Origin of the sequence: Pseudomonas purpurea, assembly GCF_039908635.1 — a bacterium.
GTDB lineage: Bacteria > Pseudomonadota > Gammaproteobacteria > Pseudomonadales > Pseudomonadaceae > Aquipseudomonas > Aquipseudomonas purpurea.
The window spans coordinates 971,085-994,101 of sequence record NZ_CP150918.1; the positions used below are offsets into that span (position 1 = coordinate 971,085).

At 61.8% G+C, this 23,017-nt stretch carries 14 protein-coding genes and 1 pseudogene; 10 read left to right on the plus strand and 5 right to left on the minus strand.

Annotated features, from left to right (window positions below; genetic code table 11):
• Positions 1-22: 22 nt before the first annotated feature.
• Entirely contained in the window at positions 23-871 is an 849-nt protein-coding gene (gene nadC, locus AABM54_RS04365; protein WP_347904024.1) for a carboxylating nicotinate-nucleotide diphosphorylase, read from the minus strand.
• A gap of 366 nt (positions 872-1,237) precedes the next feature.
• On the opposite strand from nadC, the gene AABM54_RS04370 reads away from it, so the two are divergent.
• From AABM54_RS04370 to AABM54_RS04390, 5 genes are all read left to right on the plus strand, one after another.
• Positions 1,238-3,466, plus strand: a complete 2,229-nt coding sequence (locus tag AABM54_RS04370) for a DUF1631 domain-containing protein (protein ID WP_347904026.1) — start codon at positions 1,238-1,240, stop codon at positions 3,464-3,466.
• A 63-nt stretch (positions 3,467-3,529) separates the two neighbouring features.
• Positions 3,530-4,090, plus strand: a complete 561-nt coding sequence (gene ampD, locus AABM54_RS04375) for a 1,6-anhydro-N-acetylmuramyl-L-alanine amidase AmpD (RefSeq protein WP_347904027.1) — start codon at positions 3,530-3,532, stop codon at positions 4,088-4,090.
• Entirely contained in the window at positions 4,087-4,923 is an 837-nt protein-coding gene (gene ampE, locus AABM54_RS04380; RefSeq protein ID WP_347904028.1) for a regulatory signaling modulator protein AmpE, read from the plus strand. The genes ampD and ampE overlap by 4 nt, the downstream gene beginning before the upstream one ends.
• Before the next feature lie 215 nt (positions 4,924-5,138).
• Entirely contained in the window at positions 5,139-7,169 is a 2,031-nt protein-coding gene (locus AABM54_RS04385) for a methyl-accepting chemotaxis protein (RefSeq protein ID WP_347904030.1), read from the plus strand.
• Positions 7,170-7,360: 191 nt separating this feature from the next.
• Positions 7,361-7,750: a hypothetical protein gene (locus tag AABM54_RS04390; RefSeq protein ID WP_347904032.1), complete on the plus strand. Its 390-nt coding sequence runs from the start codon at positions 7,361-7,363 to the stop codon at positions 7,748-7,750.
• On the opposite strand, the gene AABM54_RS04395 is transcribed toward AABM54_RS04390, so the two are convergent.
• Entirely contained in the window at positions 7,751-8,527 is a 777-nt protein-coding gene (locus tag AABM54_RS04395) for a TatD family hydrolase (protein ID WP_347904034.1), read from the minus strand.
• Between the two features lie 2 nt (positions 8,528-8,529).
• Positions 8,530-9,525, minus strand: a complete 996-nt coding sequence (gene cra / locus AABM54_RS04400; RefSeq protein ID WP_347904036.1) for a catabolite repressor/activator — start codon at positions 9,523-9,525, stop codon at positions 8,530-8,532.
• A 291-nt stretch (positions 9,526-9,816) separates the two neighbouring features.
• Here cra and ptsP point away from each other — a divergent pair, with 291 nt between their 5' ends.
• From ptsP to AABM54_RS04420, 4 genes are all read left to right on the plus strand, one after another.
• Positions 9,817-12,678 (plus strand): phosphoenolpyruvate--protein phosphotransferase, encoded by a 2,862-nt coding sequence (gene ptsP / locus AABM54_RS04405; RefSeq protein ID WP_347904037.1) that lies wholly within the window; start codon positions 9,817-9,819, stop codon positions 12,676-12,678.
• Positions 12,678-13,619, plus strand: a complete 942-nt coding sequence (gene pfkB / locus AABM54_RS04410) for a 1-phosphofructokinase (RefSeq protein WP_347904039.1) — start codon at positions 12,678-12,680, stop codon at positions 13,617-13,619. The genes ptsP and pfkB overlap by 1 nt, the downstream gene beginning before the upstream one ends.
• Before the next feature lie 10 nt (positions 13,620-13,629).
• Complete coding sequence (locus tag AABM54_RS04415; protein WP_347904041.1) at positions 13,630-15,369, plus strand: PTS fructose-like transporter subunit IIB; 1,740 nt, start codon at positions 13,630-13,632, stop codon at positions 15,367-15,369.
• A gap of 84 nt (positions 15,370-15,453) precedes the next feature.
• Positions 15,454-16,995: an alkaline phosphatase D family protein gene (locus AABM54_RS04420; protein WP_347904043.1), complete on the plus strand. Its 1,542-nt coding sequence runs from the start codon at positions 15,454-15,456 to the stop codon at positions 16,993-16,995.
• Between the two features lie 143 nt (positions 16,996-17,138).
• On the opposite strand, the pseudogene AABM54_RS04425 reads toward AABM54_RS04420, so the two are convergent.
• Together AABM54_RS04425 and AABM54_RS04430 are read right to left on the minus strand one after the other, a co-directional pair.
• Positions 17,139-19,671 (minus strand): annotated as a pseudogene (locus tag AABM54_RS04425) (PepSY domain-containing protein).
• Between the two features lie 131 nt (positions 19,672-19,802).
• Entirely contained in the window at positions 19,803-22,130 is a 2,328-nt protein-coding gene (locus tag AABM54_RS04430; RefSeq protein WP_347904045.1) for a TonB-dependent receptor, read from the minus strand.
• Between the two features lie 206 nt (positions 22,131-22,336).
• Here AABM54_RS04430 and AABM54_RS04435 point away from each other — a divergent pair, with 206 nt between their 5' ends.
• On the plus strand, positions 22,337-23,017 hold the full coding sequence (locus AABM54_RS04435; RefSeq protein WP_347904046.1) for a Fe2+-dependent dioxygenase: 681 nt from the start codon (positions 22,337-22,339) through the stop codon (positions 23,015-23,017).

Consider the following 23,017-nt stretch of genomic DNA (forward strand, 5'->3'; position numbering starts at 1 on the left):
TAGCTTGCCGCTTGTAGTTACCTCAGATACTGAGGCGCATCGACAAATCCACGGCTTTCACATCCTTGGTCATCGCACCAATCGAGATGTAGTCCACACCGGTTTCGGCGATCGGGCGCAAAGTACTTTCGTTGACGCCGCCGCTGGCTTCCAGTTTCGCCTTGCCCGCATTCAGGCGCACGGCTTCGCGCATGTCGTCCAGGCTCAACTCATCCAGCATGATGATGTCGGCACCGGCCGCCAGGGCTTCCTTGAGTTCCGTCAGGCTCTCCACTTCAACTTCTACAGGTTTGCCGGGAGCGATCTTGTGCGCGGCTGCAATGGCTTGCGCAATGCCACCACAGGCGGCGATATGGTTTTCCTTGATCAGGAAGGCGTCATACAGGCCAATGCGATGATTGTGGCAACTGCCGCAGGTCACGGCGTACTTTTGCGCCAGGCGCAGCCCCGGCAGGGTTTTGCGCGTATCCAGCAATTTCACCTGGGTATCGGCGACGAAGTCCGCCAGATACTGCGCGCGCGTCGCCACGCCAGACAGCAGTTGCAGAAAGTTCAGCGCGCTGCGCTCGCCGGTCAACAGTGAACGGGCAGGGCCTTCGAGATGGAACAGAGGCTGATTGGGAGTCACACGCTCGCCGTCGCACACTTGCCAGTGCACCGCGACGCGTGGGTCCAGTTGCCGAAACACGGCATCGACCCATGCGGTGCCGCTGATGACGGCCGCGTCACGGGTGATGATGGTGGCTTTGGCCAGGCGCTCGGCCGGGATCAATTGTGCGGTGATGTCGCCGCTGCCGATGTCTTCCAGCAACGCACGGCGCACGTTGGCTTCGATTTCGGCGGTCAAATCGGCGAGGCGTAGATTCGGCATAACGGGCTCCACAAACAAAGTGGCCCGATTATAGGGCCATGCCGGGAGCGAACCCAAGGCACCGACGCGCATCACCAGGCGCTGCAACCTGCATTTGGTCGGCTCGACCGAATCTTCGCAGCCTTGCGAAGGTCCCTTGTTCGGATCTATTTCACCGAGAAACGCAGAGTCCGCTGGCACTCGGGATATCTTTTGCAAGATAATCGCGCCTTGCGTTTGACGTCATAGCTTTGACGTCCCTTTGGCTCCCGATAATTGAAATGCAGCGCCGTGCGTCACGATTGCGTTGTGAGCCGGCTGTGAGCGTGTGCGGCGTTGCCGATCTTTCATATCGAACCGAAGAATCACCCCTTTCAGGAGGCTTGGATGCACAACGACGGGAATGTAGTGCCTTTACACAAGGCGGCTACCGATCAGGCGAGCCCTTCGCCGCTCGCCCGCCTGCCGGTGATTCTGCTTCAGGTACGCGACAAGGCTGCCCAGCAGTTGCGCCACGGCTTGCAGGAACTGTTCGATAACGCTGACGACACCTTGTTCGAAATGGCTGACCGGGCGCAGAACAATGTCGACCAGAACACGTTCTTTGAAGCCATGCGCGACTTGCGCCTCAAGCGCAAAAGCATCGAGCGGGGTTTCCTGGAGCAGTTCTTCGAGGCTTTCGTCGGCCTGGCCCGTTATGACCTCAGCCAAAGTGCGTTGCTGCTGTCGATGATCTACGACCCGTCGACCCAGCTCCCCAGCGACGATCTGGAGCGGGCGGTGGCCCTGGAGGCCATGGTCGCCAAGGTGCTCAACCGCGACGGCTTGGCCCTCGGCCAATTGACGGCCCGGTTGGGCGCGTTGCTGGGCAAGCCGCTGGACGACTCGCACAACCCGATGGGCCCGGCGATGCTCTGCGAGTATTTTTTGCAGGCCGGGCGCAACCTGGGCGTGGAGATCAAGGTCAAGCTGATCATCCTCAAGCTGTTCGAACGCTACGTGCTCAGCGACGCCGACCAGCTCTATGCCGAAGCCAACCAGTTACTGATCGCCACGGGGGTGTTGCCCGAGCTCAAGGCTGCGCCGGCACGCCGTGCCGCGGATCGTTCGGCTGCCAGCGTGCACGCCGCATCCCATGACAGCGCAAGCAAGTCAGGCAGCACGCAGATTGATGACAGCGTGCAGGAAGTCTTCGCAGCGTTGCAGGAACTGCTTTTTCACGTGCGCGGCAGTGTGGCGCCGACCCTTGAGGCCAGCGCGCAGACCCAGCCGATCTCGACCCGCGACCTGCTGCGCCTGCTCTCGCACTTGCAGCAATATGTGCCAGCGTCGACCGCCGTCGAGGACTTCGACCTGCGCAACCAGCTGGAGCAGTTGCTCACGCGGGTCAGCGTCAAGAGTGGTAAGTCGCGGGTGGTCGGGGTGGCTGACGAGGACGTGATCAACCTGATCGCGATGCTCTTTGAATTCATTCTCGATGACCGCAACCTGCCGGACTCGCTCAAGGCGTTGATCGGTCGCCTGCAAATTCCGATGCTGAAAGTCGCGGTGCTCGACAAAAGCTTCTTTAGCCGTGGCAATCACCCGGCTCGCCGCCTGCTCAATGAAATCGCTGCTGCGGCCATGGGCTGGGGCGCGTGCGATGACCATCAGCGTGACAGCCTGTACGTGCGTATCGAACAAGTGGTGCAACGCTTGCTGAACGACTTCGGTGACGATCCGGCGATATTCTCCGAGCTGCTGAACGACTTCCTGACCTTCACCAGCGACGAGCGTCGTCGCAGCGAGTTGCTGGAGCAACGTACCCGCGACGCCGAAGAAGGCCGGGCCAAGGCTGAACTGGCGCGCCAGCGGGTCGAGCAGGCATTGAATCAGGCCTTGCTGGGTAAAGTGCTGCCGCAGGCGGTGGTCAATTTTGTCCAGGAGGCGTGGAGCAAGGTACTGCTGTTGACCTGCCTCAAGCATGGCGAACAGTCGGCCGAATGGCGGGCGGGCGTGCAGACCATGGACCAGTTGATCTGGAGCGTTCAGCGCCATGTCGATCCCGATGCCAGCCTGCACCTGTTGGCGCTGGTGCCGGGGTTGCTCAAGGCGTTGCGCAATGGGCTGAGCAGCGCGGCGTTCGATCCGTTTGCCACCAGCGAGTTTTTCAGCGAACTCGAAGGCCTGCATGTGCACCTGTTCGAGCAATCGGCCCAGGCGCCTGAGCAGCGTCCGGTTGAACAGCGTGTCAGCGACTTGCCGGTGATGATCGAAGTGTTGCAGCAGATTGTGCTGCCCACCGCCGACGAAGGCCCGGCCGAAAGCGTTGGCGCGGGCCTGGCAGTGGATGATGCCGGGTTGCAGCAGGTCGACCAGTTGCGCCTGGGGTGCTGGGTCGAGTTTCAGGAAGACGATGAAAACACCCTGCGCTGCAAGTTGGCGGCGATCATCCAGCCGACGGGCAAATACATCTTCGTCAATCGCACCGGCATGAAGGTGCTGGAGCGCAGTCGTACCGGGCTGGCGCTGGAATTGCGCCGTGGCACGGTCCGGGCGCTGGATGATGCGTTGTTGTTCGATCGCGCGCTGGAGTCGGTGATTGGCAACCTGCGCCGACTCAATCACGGCAAGTGATCGCAACCTGACGGTGGATCACGGCATACTGGCGGCATCAAAGGCGTCGTTGAAGGAACCTGTATGCAGCTGGACTCCGCGAGTGGTTGGTGCCAGGGCGTTCGCCACTGCCCGTCACCCAACTTCAATGCGCGCCCTTCAGGCGAAATCTCCCTGCTGGTGATCCACAACATCAGTTTGCCTCCGGCACAGTTTGCCACTGGCAAAGTGCAGGAATTCTTCCAGAATCGATTGGATGTCACGGAACATCCCTATTTTGAAGGGATTGCCGAGCTGCGGGTGTCTGCTCATTTTCTGATCGAACGTGACGGCGCGGTCACTCAGTTTGTCTCCTGTCTCGAGCGCGCCTGGCATGCCGGTGTTTCGTGCTTTGAGGGACGTGACATCTGTAATGATTTTTCCCTGGGCATTGAACTGGAAGGCACGGATGATCTGCCGTTCACTGACGCTCAGTATCAGGCGTTGATTGCCCTGACCCGGCAATTGCAGAACGCCTTCACGGCTATTACCGCGCAGCGGATTTGTGGCCACAGCGATATCGCTCCTGGTCGCAAGACTGACCCGGGACCTGCGTTTGACTGGGCGCGCTATCGCGCAGCTCTGGAAAAAGGGGAAGGACAATGAGTTTTCTGGTGTTACTGCTGGCAGTCTGGATCGAGAAGTTCTCGGCCTTGCGTCAGCGGGTGCAGCGTGACAAGGGATGGTTGCGTGAGCTGGCCAAACTGGAAGCCAGCCCACGGCTGACGGGGCGACCTTGGTTAGTGCTGGCCTTGCTGGTGTTGTTGCCGGTCGTACTGCTGGGGTTGCTACTGGTGGTGCTGGACCCGCTGGCCTACGGTTTACTGGCCTTGCCGGTGCACGTTTTGGTGGTGATTTACAGCCTGGGCCGAGGTGACTTGCTCGGCGGTCTTGGGCCGTTTCGCGATGCCTGGCGCCGCGAGGACCTGCAAGCGGCGTCGCATGTCGCCAAACGTGACCTGGATATTTGCGCCGACAGCGGCGAGCAACTGCTGGAGCGGGTGCAAGCCCACCTGCTGTGGCAGGCCTACCAGAGTTTTTTTGCGGTGATTTTCTGGTATTTCCTGCTGGGCCCGGTCGCCGCCCTGAGCTATCGCCTGCTGGCGCTGGCCGCTGAACACAGCAAGAACACGGCGCTGGCGGAGCGCGCCAGTCAATTGCGCCATGCCTTTGACTGGGTGCCGGTGCGCCTGCTGGGGGCCAGTTTCGCGTTGGTTGGCAATTTCGTCGCAGTCAGCCGGGTGATGTTGCACGAACTGCTGAACTGGAACATCAGTGCCGCGCAGTTGATCGAGAAAGTTGGCCTGGTGGCTGGCGAAATTCCCCCACCCGTGACGGGGCCGGAAGGCCTCATGAGCCTGGACCGGATCTGGGAACTGCTGCTGCGTGCCGCCGTGCTCTGGTATGCCGGGTTTGCGTTGTGGACTGTTCTGCCGTAACCACCTCAACGCTGAAGTGAACCTCATTGTGGCGAGCAAGCAAGCGCCCTCGCCGCAAGGGTTCATCTGTCCAGATGAACCGTATCTCGCCGTTAACCTTAAGTTACAAAGCCTCCCTTTGATTTGAGCTATACAGAAGTAGCGCGCCATAGTGGCTATCTGCTGTATTCGGCTGCGCCTGCCAATAAAAATAAAAAATCCTAGGGGGACTTCCAGTGAAGAGCTTGCTCTATCCTGCTGTCGCACTGATGAACCGACTGAGCTTCGGCATGAAGTTCAGCTTGATCAGCGTGCTGTTTTTACTGCCGATGCTGGTGACCAACTTCTACCTGGTCCGCGATTCCTATCGCGAGTTCCAGGGCACCCAGGTCGAATTGCAGAGCCTGGACCTGTTGGGCAGCAGCTTGGCGTTGCGGCGGGACCTGGAAACCCTGAACAACCTCGTACAGATCAACGCCAGCCTCGGCCAGTCCGGCAAGGCTGGCGATGTCGAGACGAAGATCGCCGCCCTTGAGCAGACCATCCTGCAGCACTTGCAAGGTTTGAAGGCGATGACCGTCGACCCCGAGCTGGTCGCAGTGTTCGACGCCAAACGCGATGAAATGATCAGCGCCTTCAAGGCCCAGCAAGCCGAAAACTCGCTGCAAAGCAAAAGCGCATTGATCGAAAAGTTGCTCGGCAGTGCGCAGATTTTCAGTCAGATCATCGCCAGTCAGGCCGGCCTGAGCCGCGACAACCAGAGCGACATGCGTCAGTTGAGCGAACTGATTACCAGCGTCACTCCGCACGTTACCCAGATCCTCGGCGAAGGTCGGGCGATGGGGGCCTATTCCCTGGGGCAGGGCTTTCTCAACTCGTCTTCCAGCACCCGATTCGATGAACTGCTGGCGCAGATCGAAAGGCTCCAGGCCGAGTACGGACTGAAGTTGCAGGACGCGCTGAGCTCCAGTGCAGCGGCCCGCGAGCGCCTCTCTTCATTGGCCGACACCAGCAAGGCGTCGCTGAAAAAGGCCAGCGAGCTGTTCGAGGAGCAAGTGGTCATGGCCGACACCCTCGATGCACCGTGGCCCGCGTTTTACGATCAGGTCAGCGAGTTGATGGCCCAGACTTACCAATTGAATGAAGCGACGCTGAAATTTCTCGATGTTCAGTTACAGCAACGTCTGGAGCAGAACCGCACGCACATGGTCCTTCAGGCGTCGGCCCTGACGGTGGTGTTCGTGCTGATCTTTTACCTCTACGGCGGCTTTTACGCCTCGACCCGCACCACGCTCAAGCGTCTGGGCGCGGTGATGGAAAAAGTGGCGGCGGGTGACATGACCGTGACCTTTACCGCTCACAGCCGCGATGAGTTGGGCGAGTTGGGCAAGGTGTTCAATGGCACCGTGGCCAAGATTCACGACCTGATCGAATTGGTGGGCAAGACCGTCAACGAAGTCGAGCGGCAGGCCGGGCAAGTGGAGTCGGTGTCTGCCCAGAGCAATCAGGCCGTGGCCGGTCAACGCAGTCAGATCGAGCAGGTGGCCACGGCAATGAATCAGATGTCGGCCACAGCCCAGGAAGTGGCGCGCAGCGCGGCCGCGGCGGTCAGCAGCGCCCACAGCGTCAACGACGAAACCATCAGCGGCCGCGGCCTGGTGGAGTCGCAGCAGGGCAGTATTGCGCAACTCGCCAGCGAAATTGATTCCTCGGTGCAAGTCGTCAATCAACTGGCCAGTGACAGCCAATCCATCAGCCGCGTGCTGGAAGTGATCAAAAGCATCGCCGAACAGACCAATCTATTGGCGCTCAATGCGGCCATCGAAGCCGCTCGGGCCGGTGCACAGGGGCGCGGTTTTGCGGTGGTCGCCGACGAGGTGCGAACCCTGGCCAAGCGTACGCAACAATCAACCGAAGAAATCGAACAGATGATCACCCGGCTGCACAGCGGCGTCGGCGCGGCCGTGAAGGCCATGGGCGTCAGCCACCAGACTGCGAGCGGTACGGTGGGGCAGTCGGAAAAGGTTCAGCAGGCGCTGGAAAACATCCTCGGCGCGGTGGGCATGATCGTCGATCAGAACCAGCAAATTGCCGCCGCCGTGGAGCAGCAGACCTCGGTGGCCCACGACATCGACCAGAACATCGTCGAAATCAACCGTGCCGGAGAGCGCACCGCCCAGGGCGCGCACCAGACCGAAGACGCCAGCCGGGCGCTCTCCGCACAAGTGGTGCAACTGAAGCAGTTGATCAGTGCGTTTCGCGTGTAATTGGGTCAGGTGCCGAAGGAGTGCTGAATTCTCGGTGTTGTCTTGATCTGAACAATCTGTAGTACTTATTAACTTTGTGTGTGGGCTGTTTCCTGTTTTCCTTCTCGGTCTGATTTTCTGTCGTCAATGATGGAAGATCCGCGTCTTTCGACCCGCTGGCTATCGCGCCACTGCCCTGAGGGAGTCCGTGTATGACTGCTGCACCCATTGGAATCAAGGGCCGCTGTGCCCATTGCCAGATCACCTTGCTGCTTAAGCCCTGGCAGCTCAACGCGATTGCGATCAATGAGGCCTTTGCCTGTTCCCACTGTCAGCAAACCTTGCAGCTCAGTTGCCCGAAGCAGATCAAGCGCTTCAAGTCACTGGATGCGCTGGCGATGCTGCGCGCGAGCATGATCGTGCTGGTTTCCACTGCACTGTTGGTGGCGCTGGTGCTGGAATGGGTGGGCTTGCTCAGTGTGGTCGAGCAGTTGAACATTTCGCTGGTCGCGGTTTTTGTCTATTTCGTGGTGATGCGCCTGGCCCGGCATCGGCAGCACATGACGCTGATCCTGCAAGCCGCCAGGGCGCACGCCGACTGACTACCAGTTGAACAACTCACAGGTGTTGGCGGTGCTGGCGGTGGCCAGTTGCTCGGGGGGAATGGCCATGATGTCGGCCAGCGCTGCGCAAATGGCGGGCAAGTGAGCCGGGCTGTTGCGTTGGCCGGGGAACATTGCGGGCGCCATGTCGGGTGAATCGGTTTCCAGCACTACGCTCGCCAACGGCAGTTGAGCGATCACCTTGCGCAGGCGCAAGGCTTGCGGCCAGGTCGCGGCACCGCCCAGGCCCAGTTTGAAACCCAGCTTGATGTACTCACGGGCTTCTTCCTGGCTGCCGGCGAAGGCATGGATGATCCCGCCGCGCTTGAGCTTGAAGCGTTTCAACATCGCAATCACCGCCGCATGGCTGCGCCGCACATGAAGCAGGGCGGGCAGCGCGAAGTCCGCTGCCAGTTGCAGTTGTGCCTCGAACAGCGCCTGTTGGCGTTGGCGGTCCAGGGCCTCCAGGAAATAATCCAGACCGATCTCGCCCACCGCACACAGTTGCCGATGCCCGGCCAGTCGGGTCAGCCAGTCGCCGAGTTCCGTCAGGTCGGCGGGGCGGTGTTCATCGAGGTAGACCGGGTGCAGGCCAAACGCGGCATGCAGGTCGGGATCGCGTTGCACCAGGTCCCAGAGGCGCTGCCAATTGCGCTGATAAACCCCCAGCACCACCATCCGCCGCACCCCTTGGGCGCGACAGTCCGCCAACAGTGTCTGGCGGTCGGCGTCGAACTCCGGAAAGTCCAGATGGGTGTGGCTGTCGATCAGCTCCACGGTCAGTCCTGGCGAATGCGCTGCTTGAAGGTCCGTGCAATGGCTTGCACGCCGGGCTGGTACTGGCCGTCCTCGATAGCGGCGAGGGCCAGTTGCAAGGCTTTGTCGGCGATCAACGGGTGTTGCTGGGCCATGGCGTTGACCGGCAGCGGCAGGAAGTCCAGCAACTGAGTGTCGCCAAACGTACCGAGGCGCAGCGGGCGGGACTTGAGCGGGAAGTCGTGCAACGCATCGAACACGCCTTGCAGCAGCACGTAAGACGTGGTCACCAGCGCGTCCGGCAAATGGCCCAGGCGTTGCAGCAGCTCTTCCATCAACTGGCGCCCGCATTCACGGCTGAAAGACTCGCCGTGTTCGATCAGGACCTGGCCTTCGAAGCCCTCCAGCGCTTGTCTGAACCCGGCCGACCGCTCCTGGCTGATGCTCAGCTCGGGGCGTGCGCCGATCAATGCGATCTGCCGGGGTGCCGGTTGCAACAGGCTGCGGGTGAGGTGCAGGCTGGCTTCGCGATCATCGCTGATCACCGAGCAGAAATGCTCAGGCTCCATGACCCGGTCGATGGCAATCACCGGCATGCCCTTGGCCTGCAACTGGCGGTAGCTGTCGTCGCCGGCCGGCAGGCAACTGGCGACGATCAGCGCATCGCAGCGGCGTGCACGAAACAGCGCCAGCAATTGCCGTTCGCTGTCCGGCGCATCGTCGGAGCTGGCGATCAGCAACTGATAGCCCCGCGCCCGGGCGCCTTGTTCGAGCAGCTTGGCGATTCGCGCGTAACTGGGGTTTTCCAGGTCCGGCAGAATGAACCCCAGCGTGCGGGTGTGCCGACTGCGCAACCCGGCCGCTTGAGGATTAGGCGTGAAGCCATGCTGCTCGACCACCGCGCGCACGCGCTCGACGGTGGCGCTGCTGATGCGCTGCTGTTCGGCCTTGCCATTGATGACATAGCTGGCGGTGGTGACGGACACACCGGCCAACTGGGCAATATCACTGAGTTTCAACCCGGGAGTTCCTTGTTTTTCGAGCTTGCCCCGACATTTTGTCCAATCCTACCCGATTAGGGCAGGCGACCATTGTCGCAGCGCATCCGATGCGTTGGACTTCAAGCCTTGAAGATTATCGAGTAACGTAGTCATTCATCTAGATTAAACGTTTCAGCAGGCGTATTTTCCTCGTTATTGGCTATTTTGGCCGGTTCTGCCGTGAAACCGCCAAAGAGTGTCTACATAAAAGCCTAAGCTGATTCATTCAAAACAATACCTGGTGCATCACCGCGCCAAAAAGGAGAAAGCATGCTTGAGCTCACCCCGGAGCAGATATCCATGGGCCAGTCGGCCGTGGATAAAGCCGCTGCATTGCACCTGCTGGCCGACACGCTGGTGGCCGATGGTCTGGTGGCCGACGGTTACCTCGCCGGTTTGCAGGCCCGAGAGGCACAGGGCTCGACCTTTCTCGGTCAAGGTATTGCCATTCCCCACGGCACGCCCGAAACCCGTGACCTGGTGTTTGCCACCGGCGTGCGGCTGTTGCAGTTTCCCGATGGCGTGGACTGGGGCGACGGGCAAATCGTTTACCTGGCGATTGGTATCGCTGCCAAATCCGACGAGCATTTGCGCTTGTTGCAACTGTTGACTCGCGCCCTCGGTGAAACCGATCTGGGCCAGGCGTTGCGCCGGGCCAGTTCCGCCGAGGCCTTGCTGAAACTGCTGCAAGGCGCGCCGCAGGAGTTGGCGCTGGATGCACAGATGATCGGCCTGGGGGTTTCCGCCGACGACTTTGAAGAACTGGTCTGGCGCGGCGCCCGGTTGTTGCGTCAGGCTGACTGCGTCAGCAACGGTTTCTCGGCGGTATTGCAGCAAGTCGAAGCGCTGCCGCTGGGCGACGGATTGTGGTGGTTGCACAGTGAACAAACGGTCAAGCGGCCGGGACTGGCCTTCGTCACCCCCGATAAACCGATGCGTTACCTCGGCCAGCCGCTGAGCGGGTTGTTTTGCCTGGCGAGCCTGGGTGAAGCCCATCAGGCGTTGCTCGAACGTCTTTGCGCCTTGCTGATCGAAGGCCGCGGGCATGAACTGGGCCGCGCCACCAGCAGCCGCGCGGTGCTGCAAGTGTTGGGCGGTGAGTTGCCGGCCGATTGGCCGAGTGCCCGCATCGCCCTGGCCAACGCCCACGGTTTGCATGCGCGGCCAGCGAAAATCCTCGCGCAATTGGCGAAAAGTTTTGACGGCGAGATTCGCGTCAGGCTTGTCGACGGCCAGGACAACGCGGTGTCGGTGAAGAGCCTGAGCAAACTGCTCAGCCTAGGTGCCCGGCGTGGGCAGGTGCTGGAGCTGATCGCCGAACCGAGTATCGCGGCAGACGCGTTGCCCGCGTTGTTGGCTGCCATCGAGGAGGGGCTGGGCGAAGAAGTCGAACCGTTGCCGGCCATCAACGCGCAGCGCGAGGTGGTCGCGGACATCGCCACGGTCGTGCTTGCTCCCGCCTCGGGCAGCCTGATCCAGGCCATCGCCGCCGCGCCGGGAATTGCCATTGGTCCGGCCCATGTTCAGGTGCTGCAAGCGATTGATTACCCGCTGCGTGGCGAATCCACGGCCATCGAGCGCGAGCGTCTGAAAGCTGCACTGGCCGCTGTCCGCCGCGACATCGAAGGGCTGATCCAGCGCAGCAAGGCCAAGGCGATTCGCGAAATTTTCATCACCCATCAGGAAATGCTCGACGACCCGGAACTGACCGACGAAGTCGACACGCGCCTCAAACAGGGCGAAAGCGCCGAAGCGGCGTGGATGGCGGTGATCGAGGCGGCAGCCAAACAACAGGAAGCCTTGCAGGACGCCTTGCTCGCCGAGCGTGCGGCCGACTTGCGCGACATCGGTCGGCGGGTGCTGGCGCAGCTGTGCGGTATTGAAACCCCGAGCGAACCGGATCAGCCTTACATTCTGGTGATGGACGAGGTCGGTCCATCGGATGTGGCACGCCTAGATCCGACTCGGGTGGCCGGTATTCTCACGGCACGTGGCGGCGCCACCGCCCACAGCGCCATCGTCGCCCGGGCCTTGGGCATTCCGGCGCTGGTCGGTGCTGGCGCGGCGGTGTTGCTGCTGGCGCCGGGCACGCCGTTGCTGCTCGACGGTCAACGCGGTCGGCTGCATGTCGACGCCGATGCCGCGACCTTGCAGCGCGCCACTGAAGAACGCGACAGCCGTGAACAACGCCTGCAAGCCGCAGCAGTGCAGCGTCATCAACCGGCGCTGACCACCGACGGTCACGCGGTGGAAGTGTTCGCCAACATCGGCGAAAGCGCGGGCGTGATCAGCGCCGTCGAGCAGGGCGCCGAAGGCATTGGTCTGCTGCGCACCGAACTGATTTTCATGGCCCACCCGCAAGCCCCGGATGAGGCCACCCAGGAAGCCGAGTACCGCCGTGTGCTCGATGGCTTGGCCGGGCGGCCGCTGGTGGTGCGCACCCTGGACGTGGGCGGCGACAAACCGCTGCCATATTGGCCGATTGCCAAGGAAGAAAACCCGTTCCTCGGCGTGCGCGGTATTCGCCTGACCTTGCAGCGTCCGCAGATCATGGAAGCGCAGTTGCGTGCCTTGTTGCGCGCTGCCGACAACCGTCCGTTGCGGATCATGTTCCCGATGGTCGGCAGCGTCGATGAATGGCGTCAGGCGCGGGACATGACCGAGCGCCTGCGTCTGGAAATCCCGGTGGCCGACCTGCAACTGGGGATCATGATCGAAGTGCCATCGGCCGCCTTGCTGGCGCCGGTCCTGGCCAAAGAAGTCGATTTCTTCAGTGTCGGCACCAACGACCTGACGCAGTACACCCTGGCCATCGACCGTGGTCACCCGACCTTGTCGGCCCAGGCCGATGGCTTGCACCCGGCGGTGCTGCAACTGATCGACATCACCGTGCGCGCCGCCCATGCCCATGGCAAATGGGTGGGTGTGTGCGGCGAGCTGGCAGCCGACCCGTTGGCGGTGCCGGTGCTGGTGGGGCTGGGCGTGGACGAATTGAGCGTCTCGGCACGCAGCATCGGCGAGGTCAAGGCGCGGGTTCGCGAACTGAGCCTTGCGCAGGTAAAACAGCTGGCCCAACAGGCATTGGCCGTGGGCAGCGCGAACGAAGTGCGTGCATTAGTGGAGGTGCTGTGATGGCGAAGATTTTAACCCTGACCCTCAACCCGGCGCTGGACCTCACGGTGCAGTTGCCACAGTTGGCGCTCGGTCAGGTCAACCGCAGCGAAACCATGCACACCCACGCCGCCGGCAAGGGTGTGAACGTTGCACAGGTGCTGGCGGATCTGGGGCATCACGTCACGGTCAGCGGTTTTCTCGGTGAAGACAATCCACAGGCGTTCGAAGCGTTGTTTGCCCGGCGTGGTTTTGTCGATGCGTTTATCCGCGTGCCGGGGGAAACCCGCAGCAACCTCAAACTGGCGGAAAGTGGCGGGCGCATCACTGATTTGAACGGTCCTGGGCCAGTGGTCAATGCCGCAGCGCAGCAAGCGTTGCTTGATCGTCTGGATCAAATAGCCGTGGGGTTTGATGCGGTGGTGGTCGCCGGCAGTTTGCCCCGTGGCGTCAGCCCGCAGTGGTTGCAGGCACTGGTGCTGCGGCTCAAGTCCAAAGGCTTGAAAGTGGCCCTGGACACCAGCGGCGAAGCCTTGCGGGCGGGGCTGGCGGCGGGGCCGTGGCTGATCAAGCCCAACACTGAAGAACTGGCCGAGGCGCTGGGCTGCGAGGTGGTTTCGGTGACCGCGCAAGCCGAAGCGGCGAGCCGCTTGCATGCTCAGGGCATCGAACACGTGGTGATTTCCAACGGCGCCCATGGCGTGAACTGGTTCAGCGTCGGCTCGGCGATGCACGCCACGCCACCCAAGGTCAGTGTGGCCAGTACGGTGGGTGCGGGTGATTCACTGTTGGCGGGCATGCTGCACGGTCTGCTCAGCGCCGAGATGCCTGAACAGACCTTGCGCACGGCCACCGCGATTGCCGCCCTGGCGGTCACGCAGATCGGTTTCGGGATCAGCGATAGCGCGCAACTGGCGCAGCTCGAACAACGGGTGCGTGTTCACCCGCTGACAGAACAATAAGAGGTTGGTCATGAAGTTAGCCATTGTTACTGCCTGCCCCAATGGCATGGTCACCAGTGTGCTGTGCGCCCGTTTGCTGGAGGCGGCCGCGCAGCGTCAGGGCTGGATGACCTGCGTCGAAGTGCACGATGCGGCGCACCCCGAACGCCAGTTGTCCGCCGCGACCCTTGAGGATGCCGAGTGGGTGTTGCTAGTCAGCACCGGGGCTGTGGATAAGTCGCGGTTCGTCGGTAAACGCCTGTTCCAGAGCACACCGTCCCAGGCCTTGCAGGATGTGGACGCGGTGCTGCGCCGTGGTGCTGAAGAGGCTCAGGTCTACGTCGCACCGCAAGTCGCCGTTGCGCCGGTCACCCTCGGCAAACGTGCGCCACGTCTGGTGGCAGTCACCGCGTGCCCGACCGGTGTGGCTCACACCTTCATGGCCGCCGAAGCCTTGCAGCAAGCGGCCAAGCGTTTGGGTTATGACCTGCAAGTGGAAACCCAGGGTTCGGTCGGCGCTCGCAATCCGTTGAGCGCGCAGGCCATCAATGACGCCGATGTGGTGCTGTTGGCGGCTGACATCGAAGTCGCCACCGAGCGTTTCGCCGGCAAGAAAATCTACCGCTGCGGCACCGGCATCGCTCTGAAGCAGGCCGAAGCCACCCTCAACAAAGCCTTGGCCGAAGCCACGCAAGAAACCGCGTCGACTGGCGCCAAGGGCCCGGCCAGGCAAGAGAAGACCGGCGTCTACAAGCACCTGCTGACCGGTGTGTCGTTCATGCTGCCGATGGTGGTGGCGGGCGGCTTGATGATCGCCTTGTCGTTTGTCTTCGGCATCACCGCGTTCAAGGAACCCGGCACGTTGGCGGCGGCGCTGATGCAGATCGGTGGCGACACCGCGTTCAAACTGATGGTGCCGTTACTGGCCGGTTACATCGCTTATTCGATTGCCGACCGTCCGGGCCTGGCGCCGGGGATGATCGGCGGTTTGCTGGCCAGCACATTGGGCGCCGGGTTTATCGGCGGGATCATTGCCGGGTTCATCGCCGGTTACGCGGCGCAGGCGATCAACCGTTATGCGCGGTTGCCACAGAGTCTGGAGGCGCTGAAGCCGATCTTGATCATTCCGTTGCTGGCGAGCCTGTTCACCGGCCTGGTGATGATTTATGTGGTTGGCAAACCGGTGGCCGGGCTGCTCGAAGGGCTGACCCATTTCCTCGACAGCATGGGCACCACCAACGCGATTCTGTTGGGGGTATTGCTCGGCGGCATGATGTGCGTCGACCTCGGCGGGCCGATCAACAAGGCTGCGTATGCGTTCTCGGTGGGGCTGCTGGCGTCGCAGAGTTATGCACCGATGGCCGCGACCATGGCCGCCGGGATGGTGCCGCCGATTGGCCTGGGCATCGCCACCTTCATTGCCCGGCGCAAGTTCGCCCAGACCGAGCGCGAAGCCGGTAAAGCCGCGTTGGTGCTGGGGTTGTGTTTCATTTCCGAAGGGGCGATTCCGTTTGCCGCCAAGGACCCGTTGCGGGTGATTCCGGCAAGCATTGCCGGGGGCGCGTTGACCGGTGCGCTGTCGATGTATTTCGGCTGCAAACTGATGGCGCCCCACGGTGGTTTGTTCGTGATGCTGATCCCCAATGCGATCAATCATGCCTTGCTGTACCTGTTGGCGATTGTCGCCGGGAGCGTGCTGACGGCGGTGGTGTACGCGGTGGTCAAGCGCCCGGAAGTGATGGAGTTGGCGCTGGAACCCGCCAAGGCCTGATTTGCTCCCTCGCCACAGAGGTCGGTGTCTGTCACACCGGTTTCATACAGCCATGCTTAAGTTTCCCTTTTAAGGGAGAACACCATGAGCGAATTCGACCTGGGACGCCGTCGAGTCATGCAAGCCGTCGGCGCCGGTTTGCTGTTGCCCGGCCTGGCCCCGGCGGTGATTGCTTCGGTCAAGGATCGTCCGCAGCTCACGGACGGCGTGCAATCCGGTGACTTGTTGGGCGACCGGGCGATGATCTGGAGCCGCAGCGACCGTCCGGCGCGGATGGTGGTGGAATGGGACACCCGCAGCCAGTTCGGCAACCCTCGGCGTTTCGTCTCGCCGCTGGCCGACGCCCGTACCGATTTCACGGCGCGGGTCGAGTTGACCGGACTGCCGGCCGATCAGGCGATTTTCTACCGCGTGTCCTTTGAAGACGCCCAAAGTGGCGTGGCCAGCGAACCCTGGTTCGGTCACCTGCGCAGTGTGCCGCAGGCCCGTCGCGACATCCGTTTTGTCTGGAGCGGCGACACCGTCGGCCAAGGCTTTGGCATCAACCCGGACATCGGCGGCATGCGCATCTACGAAGCCATGCGCCTGCGCCTGCCGGATTTCTTTATCCACAGCGGCGACACCATCTACGCCGACGGCCCGGTGCCCGCGCAGTTGACCACCGAAAGCGGTCGGGTGTGGCGCAACATCACCACTGAAGCCAAAAGCAAAGTGGCAGAAACCCTTGATGAATATCGCGGCAACTATCGTTACAACCTGATGGACGAAAACATCCGCCGGTTCAATGCCCAGGTGCCGCAGATCTGGCAGTGGGACGACCACGAAGTGGTGAACAACTGGTCGCCGGGCAAGCAACTCGATGACCGCTACCAGAGCAAAGATATCCACAGCCTGGTCGGGCGTGCGCGGCAAGCCTGGCTGGAATACGCGCCGATGCGCTTGCAGAGCGCCGATGGCGGCGGCCGGATCTATCGCAAGCTCGGTTACGGGCCGCTGCTGGACGTGTTTGTCTTGGACATGCGCAGTTATCGCGGGGCCAACGACGACAACCTGGGCGGCGAAAAAGCCTTCCTCGGGCGTGAGCAACTGGACTGGCTCAAGCGTGAGTTGAAGGCTTCGAAGGCCCAGTGGAAAGTCATCGCCGCCGACATGCCGATTGGCCTGGGCGTGCCTGATGGCGAGGTCAGCCCCGGCGTGCCGCGCTGGGAAGCGGTGGCCAACGGCGACCCCGGCCCGGCCCAGGGGCGCGAACTGGAAATCGCCGAGCTGCTGGGTTTCCTGCGGGCGCAGCAGGTACGCAATTACGTTTGGCTGACGGCCGATGTGCACTACTGCGCGGCGCACCAGTACCACCCGGACCGCGCGGCGTTTCAGGATTTCGAACCGTTCTGGGAGTTCGTCGCCGGGCCCTTGAATGCTGGGAGTTTCGGGCCGAACACACTGGATAAAACCTTCGGCCCTACAGTGGTCTTCGAGAAAGCCCCGCCTGCGCAGAACACCTCACCGTTTGCCGGGTTTCAGTTTTTTGGCGAGGTGAATATTGACGGCCAGACAGGGGAGATGAGTGTGGTGTTGCGGGATCTGGATGGGGTGGGTGTGTTTGAGCAGAAATTGCAGCCGGTTTGACACATTTCCGGCCTTGCCACAGATCAAATGTGGGAGCGGGGCTTGCTCGCGAAGAGGGTTTGACATTCAACAGAACGGTTGCCTGTCAGACCGCTTTCGTCGGATCGCCGCCCGGCCCACTCCCACGGGGGATTTGTTTTTGGTCAGTAGACGTCCCGTCGATACCGACCCTGCTCGATCAACCGCTCCACTTCATCGGCACCCAGCACCTCGTTGAGCACCTGATCCACGCCGGAGGCCATCCCTTTCAGGCTGCCGCAGATGTAGATTGACGCACCGTCCGCCAGCCATTGCTTCAGCTCGACCGCGCGTTGGCGCAGGCGATCCTGAACGTAGACCTTCTCGGCCTGATCCCGCGAGAACGCCAGGTCCAGGCGTTCCAGATCCCCCGAAATCAGCCAGTCTTCAAGCTCTTCGCGACACAGGTAGTCATGCTCCCGATGGCGCTCGCCGAACAGCAACCAGTTGCGCTGCTGACCGTCGGCGATACGCGCCTTGAGCAGGCTGCGCAGCCCCGCAAGGCCGGTGCCGTTGCCCAGCAAAATCATCGGCACCGGAGCGGGCGGCAAGTGGAAACCACTGTTGCGCCGCACCCGCAGGCTGATTGCGCTGCCCACCGGGGCGTGTTCGGTCAGCCAGCCGGAGCCGATGCCGAGGCTGCCATCGGCGTGGCGTTCCTGACGCACAATCAGCTCCAGCACACCGTCGGCGGCAATCGAGGCAATCGAGTATTCGCGCATGGCCAACGGCACCAGTGCATCCACCAGCGCCTGTGCATGCAGGCCGACCAGATGAGTGCGGTTTTCCGGCAACTGACGGCTGGCGAGCGCTTGTTCGAGGGTTTCCTGCAAGCCGTCGAGTTGCACGGGCGACTCGCTTTCAAGGCCCAGGCCCCAGCAGGAAATGTTCGATGGCCCACGGGCAGTTGCGCGGCAACACTTCCACCAGGTCACCGGCCAGCCAACTGCTGGTGCTCGGCGCGGTCAGCCCCAGCAAGTACACGCCGCAACCGCTGCTGCCCGGGTTGAGCAGTTCGCGCGTGCTCAAGGTCCAGTTGTCGTAGCCCGGCGCTTGCCAGAGGTCGATTGGCGCCTGGCCTGTCAACTGGCCCAGTTGTTGTTGCCAGTGACGCAAGGCGTACGGGTCGCCACTGTCGACTTCTACCGGGGCAAACAACGTGGTGCCGCCATGTTCCGTCAGCCAGGTGTGCAAGCGCCGGGCGAAGCCGCAGAAGTGTGGGTATTGACGATCACCGAGGCCCAGCACTGCATGGTTGAGGTGTGTCAGGTTCAAGGCCCGACCCAGCACCTTGCGCTCGAAACCGCGAGCGCTGTCCGGTGCTTCACCGTCGCCGAAGGTGCTGACCACGAACAGCGCATGGCTGGCATCCAGCAGGTCTTGCTCACTGATAGCGGCCAGCGCCTGGACCTTCGCCGGCACGCCGCCCGCCTGCAACTGGCTGGCGGTCTGCCAGGCCAATTGCTCGGCAAAACCGCTCTGGCTAGCGAAGCCGATCAGCCACGCAGGCGCGTCGCTGGTGGTTGGCATCAGGTCTTTGCGGGCGTTCTTGATCTGGCGTTTCTTGCGGCGACGGTCCAGGTACAGCAACCAGCCGGTGATGAAAAACAGCGGCATGGTCAGCGCGCCCAGCATCAGCACAATCCGCCCGACGAGGCCGAAGTAGCTGCCGACGTGCAGCGCGTAGACGCTGGTCAGCAACTGGGCCTTGAAGCTCTTGTCGCTGTAGCGATCGTGGCGGCTGATGACGCCGGTTGCGGGGTCCAGGGTGATCTGGTTCAACGCCCGGTCATGGGGCGAGTTTTGCAGCAGATAAAACACGGTCGCCGGTTGCCCGGCCACCGGCGGCATACGCACGTTGTAGGCGCTCAGGCCGGGACCGGCAGCGCTGTAGAGGCTGCTCCAGATAGCGTTGTAATCGGCGACTGGCGCGGGGCCTTTCGGGGGCGGTGCGCCGCGACCGCTTCGCACGCGCTCGTTTTGTGGCGCGTCGGACAGCAGTGTTGTCAGGCCCTTGTTGTACCACTCGTACGACCAGGACAACCCGGTCAGCGCCGCCAGCAGGTAGATCAACAGGCTCCAGGTGCCGGCCACGGCATGCAGGTCCCAATTGAAACTGCGGCCCTTTTTCGCCCAGTCCAGGGTCAGCCAGGTGCGCCAGTTGCCGACCTGACGCGGCCAGCGCAGGTAGAGCCCCGACAGGCAGAAAAAAATCAGGATCAGCGTGCAGGCCCCGGTGATTTGCCGACCGGTATCACCCATGGCCAGGAAGCGGTGCAGTTGCAGCATCAGGCCGAAAAAATCCTGGCCGACCGCGTCGCCCATGAACTCGCCCGTGTACGGATCGAAGTAACGCATCTGGCCACGGCGCTCGCCTGGTGGCGGGGTGAAAAACACCCGCGCGGCGTTGCCGCTGTCGGTGTCGACCCAGAGCATCGATACTTTTTTACCTTCGCCAGCCTCGACCTTGGCCACCAGTTCCACGGGCGGCAGGACCCCGGCCGGCAGTTTTTCCACTTGCAGCACCGAGGGGTTCAGCGCCAGCAGTATTTCGTCCTGAAAGGACACCGTCGCCCCGGTGATGCCCATCAAGGCCAGGACCAGGCCTGCACTGATGCCGAAGAACCAATGCAGCTGGAACAGGGTTTGCTTCAACACGTGGACCGCCTTGTTCGTTTAAAAGTGTTCGTCACGGCGCGCAGTATGCCGTGAGTTGTCGAGAAGTATTCGCTATTACGCACAAAAGCCCCGCTCACATAATGAGCGGGGCTTTGGGCTTCACCTCTGTATCAGAAGTGGAAGTTGGTGCTCAGCAATGCCGTACGGCCCGGCGCCTGGTTGGCGAAGTGGGTCGAGAAGGCCTTGTCGTAGTAGGTCTCGTCGGTCAGGTTTTGCAGGTTCAGTTGCAGGTCGACGTTCTTGCTCAACTTGTAGCTGGCCATGGCGTCGTAACGGACATAGGAGTCGACCATGGTGGTGTTGGCCACGTTGCCGAATACGTCATCGACATAGAATGCGCCGCCGCCCAGGGTCAGTTTCGGTGTGACGTTGTAAGTCGTCCACAGGCTGGCGCTGTTACGCGGTGTGTTCGGCAGTTGGTTGCCGTCGGTGGCGTGGCTCATCGCGCCGCCGTCAACCTGTTCGCTGTCCATGTAGGCGTAGCCGGCGAAGACTTGCCATTTGTCGGTGATCTTGCCGCTGGCCGACAGTTCGATCCCTTGCACGCGGGTCTCGCCGGCGTTTTCGTAGGAGGTGGTGCCCACTTGAACCCGTGCGTTTTCTTTCTCGGTGCGGAACAGGGCGGCGGTCAACGACAGGCGATCGTTGAGCAGGTCCCACTTGGTGCCCAGTTCGTAGTTCTTGGTGGTTTCCGGCTCCATGTCGCTGCTCAGCAGCTTGCCGTCACGGTTCTTGGTGCCCGCCAGCGGGTTGCCGTCCATGCCTTCGCCCAGGGTGTTGCCCGGTGGCGTGGCCGAGGTGGCGTAAGACGCGTAGATGCTGCCGTGTTCGGTCGGTTTGTACACCACGCCGAACTGGCCGGTGATGAACTCGCTGGTATCGCCACCTTTGGCGGTGGTGACACCCTTGGCGTTGTGGGACTTGTAGTCCGTGTCGAAGTGGTCGTAGCGCAGGCCCATGTTCACCAGCCATTGTGGTGACAGTTCCAGGGTGTCGAACACGTACAGGGCACGGGTGTTGGCGGTGGTGTCGGTGCCGGTACGGTCACGCGCGATGGAACCGTTCCACGGGTCGTTCGGGTTCGGGTTGGACAGCGAGGTGCAGTTGAAACCGCTCGGCGCGCCGATCATCGACGGGGTGCAATTGAAGCTTGGCTTGTCCGCCGGGCCTGAGCCTGGGGTGGTGTCGGTGTTGACGAGGTACCCAGACTTTTCGCCTTCCTCACGGGTGAATTCAATGCCGGTGGAGAAGCTGTTCTTGAACCCGGCGATGTAGAAATCACCGAACAGGTCAGTCTGGTTGGTGGTGGTGGAGACGTTGCTGACGCGGCTGTTGGCGCGGCGCCACAGACTGCCGTTGTTCACGTTGCCCTTGCTGTCGTCCGGCTGGGTCAGGATGTAGTCCTGCATGCTGGTGCCGTGGCGCAAGGTGTTCTTGACGGTCAGTGCGTCGGTCAGGTCGTGCTCGATGGCAAAAGTCGCGGTATCGGTGCGGCCCTTGCGGAAGTCGCGGTTCAGGCCATAGAAATTGCTGCTGTCGCCACCGGCGTTCGGCTTGTCCGGGTTGTGCTTGTTGCGATCAGTGGTTTTGCCGCTGGCGGGCACGCTGTACGGGATACCCGAGTCCGGCGTGTCATTGTTCTCGAGGTGGTAGTAGTCGAGATTGACGCGGGTGTCGGTGCCCAGGCCGAAGGCCAGCGAGGGGGCGATGCCCCAGCGGTCGTAGTCGACCTTGTCGCGACCGGCGACGTTGCTTTCATGGCTCATCAGGTTCAGACGGCCGGCAGCGGTGTCGCTGAACTGGTAGTTGCCATCGAGGGTGTAACGCTGGGTCTGGTCCGAGCCCCAGGTGAAACCACCGTCGAAGGCGTTGCCCAGGTGCGCTTTTTTGCTCACCAGGTTGATGCTGCCGCCGGCTGCGCCACGACCGCCAATGGCCGAGTTCGGGCCTTTGCTGACTTCGATCGATTCCACGGCAAAGATTTCGCGGCTCTGCGAGCCGGTGTCGCGGATGCCGTCGAGGTAGGTGTCGCCCTGGGCGTCGAAACCACGAATGAATGGACGGTCACCCTGGGGGTTGCCGCCTTCGCCAGCACCGAAGGTAATGCCCGGCACGGTGCGCAGTGCATCCTGCATGGAGAGGGCGCCGGTGTCCTTGAGGACTTGCTGCGGGATCACAGTCACCGAACGCGGGGTATCAATCAGCGGCGCGGTGTACTTGGGCGAGGAGGCTTTCTCGACCTGATAGGAAGTGGAGCTCTGGGTTTCGCCAACAACGCTGGTGGCATCCAGGGAAATCGCATTGCTCGGCGCTTTTTCGTCAGTTTTCTCGGCCGCATAAGCCATGTGGGCGGCGGAACTGGCGGTGATGGCCACGCCCATTGCAGACGCGAGCAAACGTGGTGAACTGACCGGTAATTGTGATGGTTGGCGTGACATGTGAATTCCCCTCCCCAAGGATTTGAGGCCGCGGAATATAGGTCAAACAAGTATGTGTATCAATTGCGACTTATTGCTATTTGCATCGAATTTACATTCTTTACAATTTATCCTTACGGTTTTTACAGTCTCATCCGTCTGACGGGTTTTACAGGCTCAATAAGAATCAATACCATTGCGATCCTTTTGCTTTCAGGTGTCGCGCCATGCTGCTGCATATCCCCGGCTTGTTCTCTCGTGACGAGGTGCTGCGCATTCGCGAGGCTCTGGAGCAGGCTGACTGGGCGGACGGCAAGATCACCGCCGGTTACCAGTCGGCCAAGGCCAAGCACAACCTGCAACTGCCTGAAGGTCACCCGTTGGCGCAGGAAATCGGCGCGGCGATGCTGGAGCGCCTGTGGAAAAATCCGCAGTTCATGTCGGCTGCGTTACCGCACAAGGTCTTCCCGCCGTTGCTCAATTGCTACACCGCCGGTGGCAGTTTCGACTTTCATATCGACAATGCCGTGCGCCAACCCAAGGGCAGCGTTGAGCGGGTGCGCACGGACCTGTCGTCGACGCTGTTCTTCAGCGACCCGGACGACTACGACGGCGGTGAACTGGAAATCCAGGACACCTTCGGCACCCAGCGGATCAAGCTGCCGGCGGGTGACATGGTGTTGTATCCGGGTTCCAGCCTGCATAAGGTCAACGCGGTCACTCGCGGTACGCGTTACGCGTCATTCTTCTGGACCCAAAGCCTGGTGCGCGAAGACAGCCAGCGCACATTGCTGTTCGAGATGGACGGGGCAATTCAGCAGTTGACCCAGGACATGCCCGATCATCCCTCGCTGATTCGCCTGACCGGCACCTATCACAACCTGTTGCGTCGATGGGTCGAGGTCTAG

Excerpts from the sequence above, each read along its gene's own strand:
- AABM54_RS04420 (WP_347904043.1), top strand. The coding sequence starts at position 15,454 with ATGAGCGAATTCGACCTGGGACGCCGTCGAGTCATGCAAGCCGTCGGC.
- pfkB (WP_347904039.1), top strand. The coding sequence starts at position 12,678 with ATGGCGAAGATTTTAACCCTGACCCTCAACCCGGCGCTGGACCTCACG.
- AABM54_RS04370 (WP_347904026.1), top strand. The coding sequence starts at position 1,238 with ATGCACAACGACGGGAATGTAGTGCCTTTACACAAGGCGGCTACCGAT.
- AABM54_RS04390 (WP_347904032.1), top strand. The coding sequence starts at position 7,361 with ATGACTGCTGCACCCATTGGAATCAAGGGCCGCTGTGCCCATTGCCAG.
- AABM54_RS04430 (WP_347904045.1), bottom strand. The coding sequence starts at position 22,130 with ATGTCACGCCAACCATCACAATTACCGGTCAGTTCACCACGTTTGCTC.
- AABM54_RS04435 (WP_347904046.1), top strand. The coding sequence starts at position 22,337 with ATGCTGCTGCATATCCCCGGCTTGTTCTCTCGTGACGAGGTGCTGCGC.
- AABM54_RS04415 (WP_347904041.1), top strand. The coding sequence starts at position 13,630 with ATGAAGTTAGCCATTGTTACTGCCTGCCCCAATGGCATGGTCACCAGT.
- ampD (WP_347904027.1), top strand. The coding sequence starts at position 3,530 with ATGCAGCTGGACTCCGCGAGTGGTTGGTGCCAGGGCGTTCGCCACTGC.
- nadC (WP_347904024.1), bottom strand. The coding sequence starts at position 871 with ATGCCGAATCTACGCCTCGCCGATTTGACCGCCGAAATCGAAGCCAAC.
- ampE (WP_347904028.1), top strand. The coding sequence starts at position 4,087 with ATGAGTTTTCTGGTGTTACTGCTGGCAGTCTGGATCGAGAAGTTCTCG.
- ptsP (WP_347904037.1), top strand. The coding sequence starts at position 9,817 with ATGCTTGAGCTCACCCCGGAGCAGATATCCATGGGCCAGTCGGCCGTG.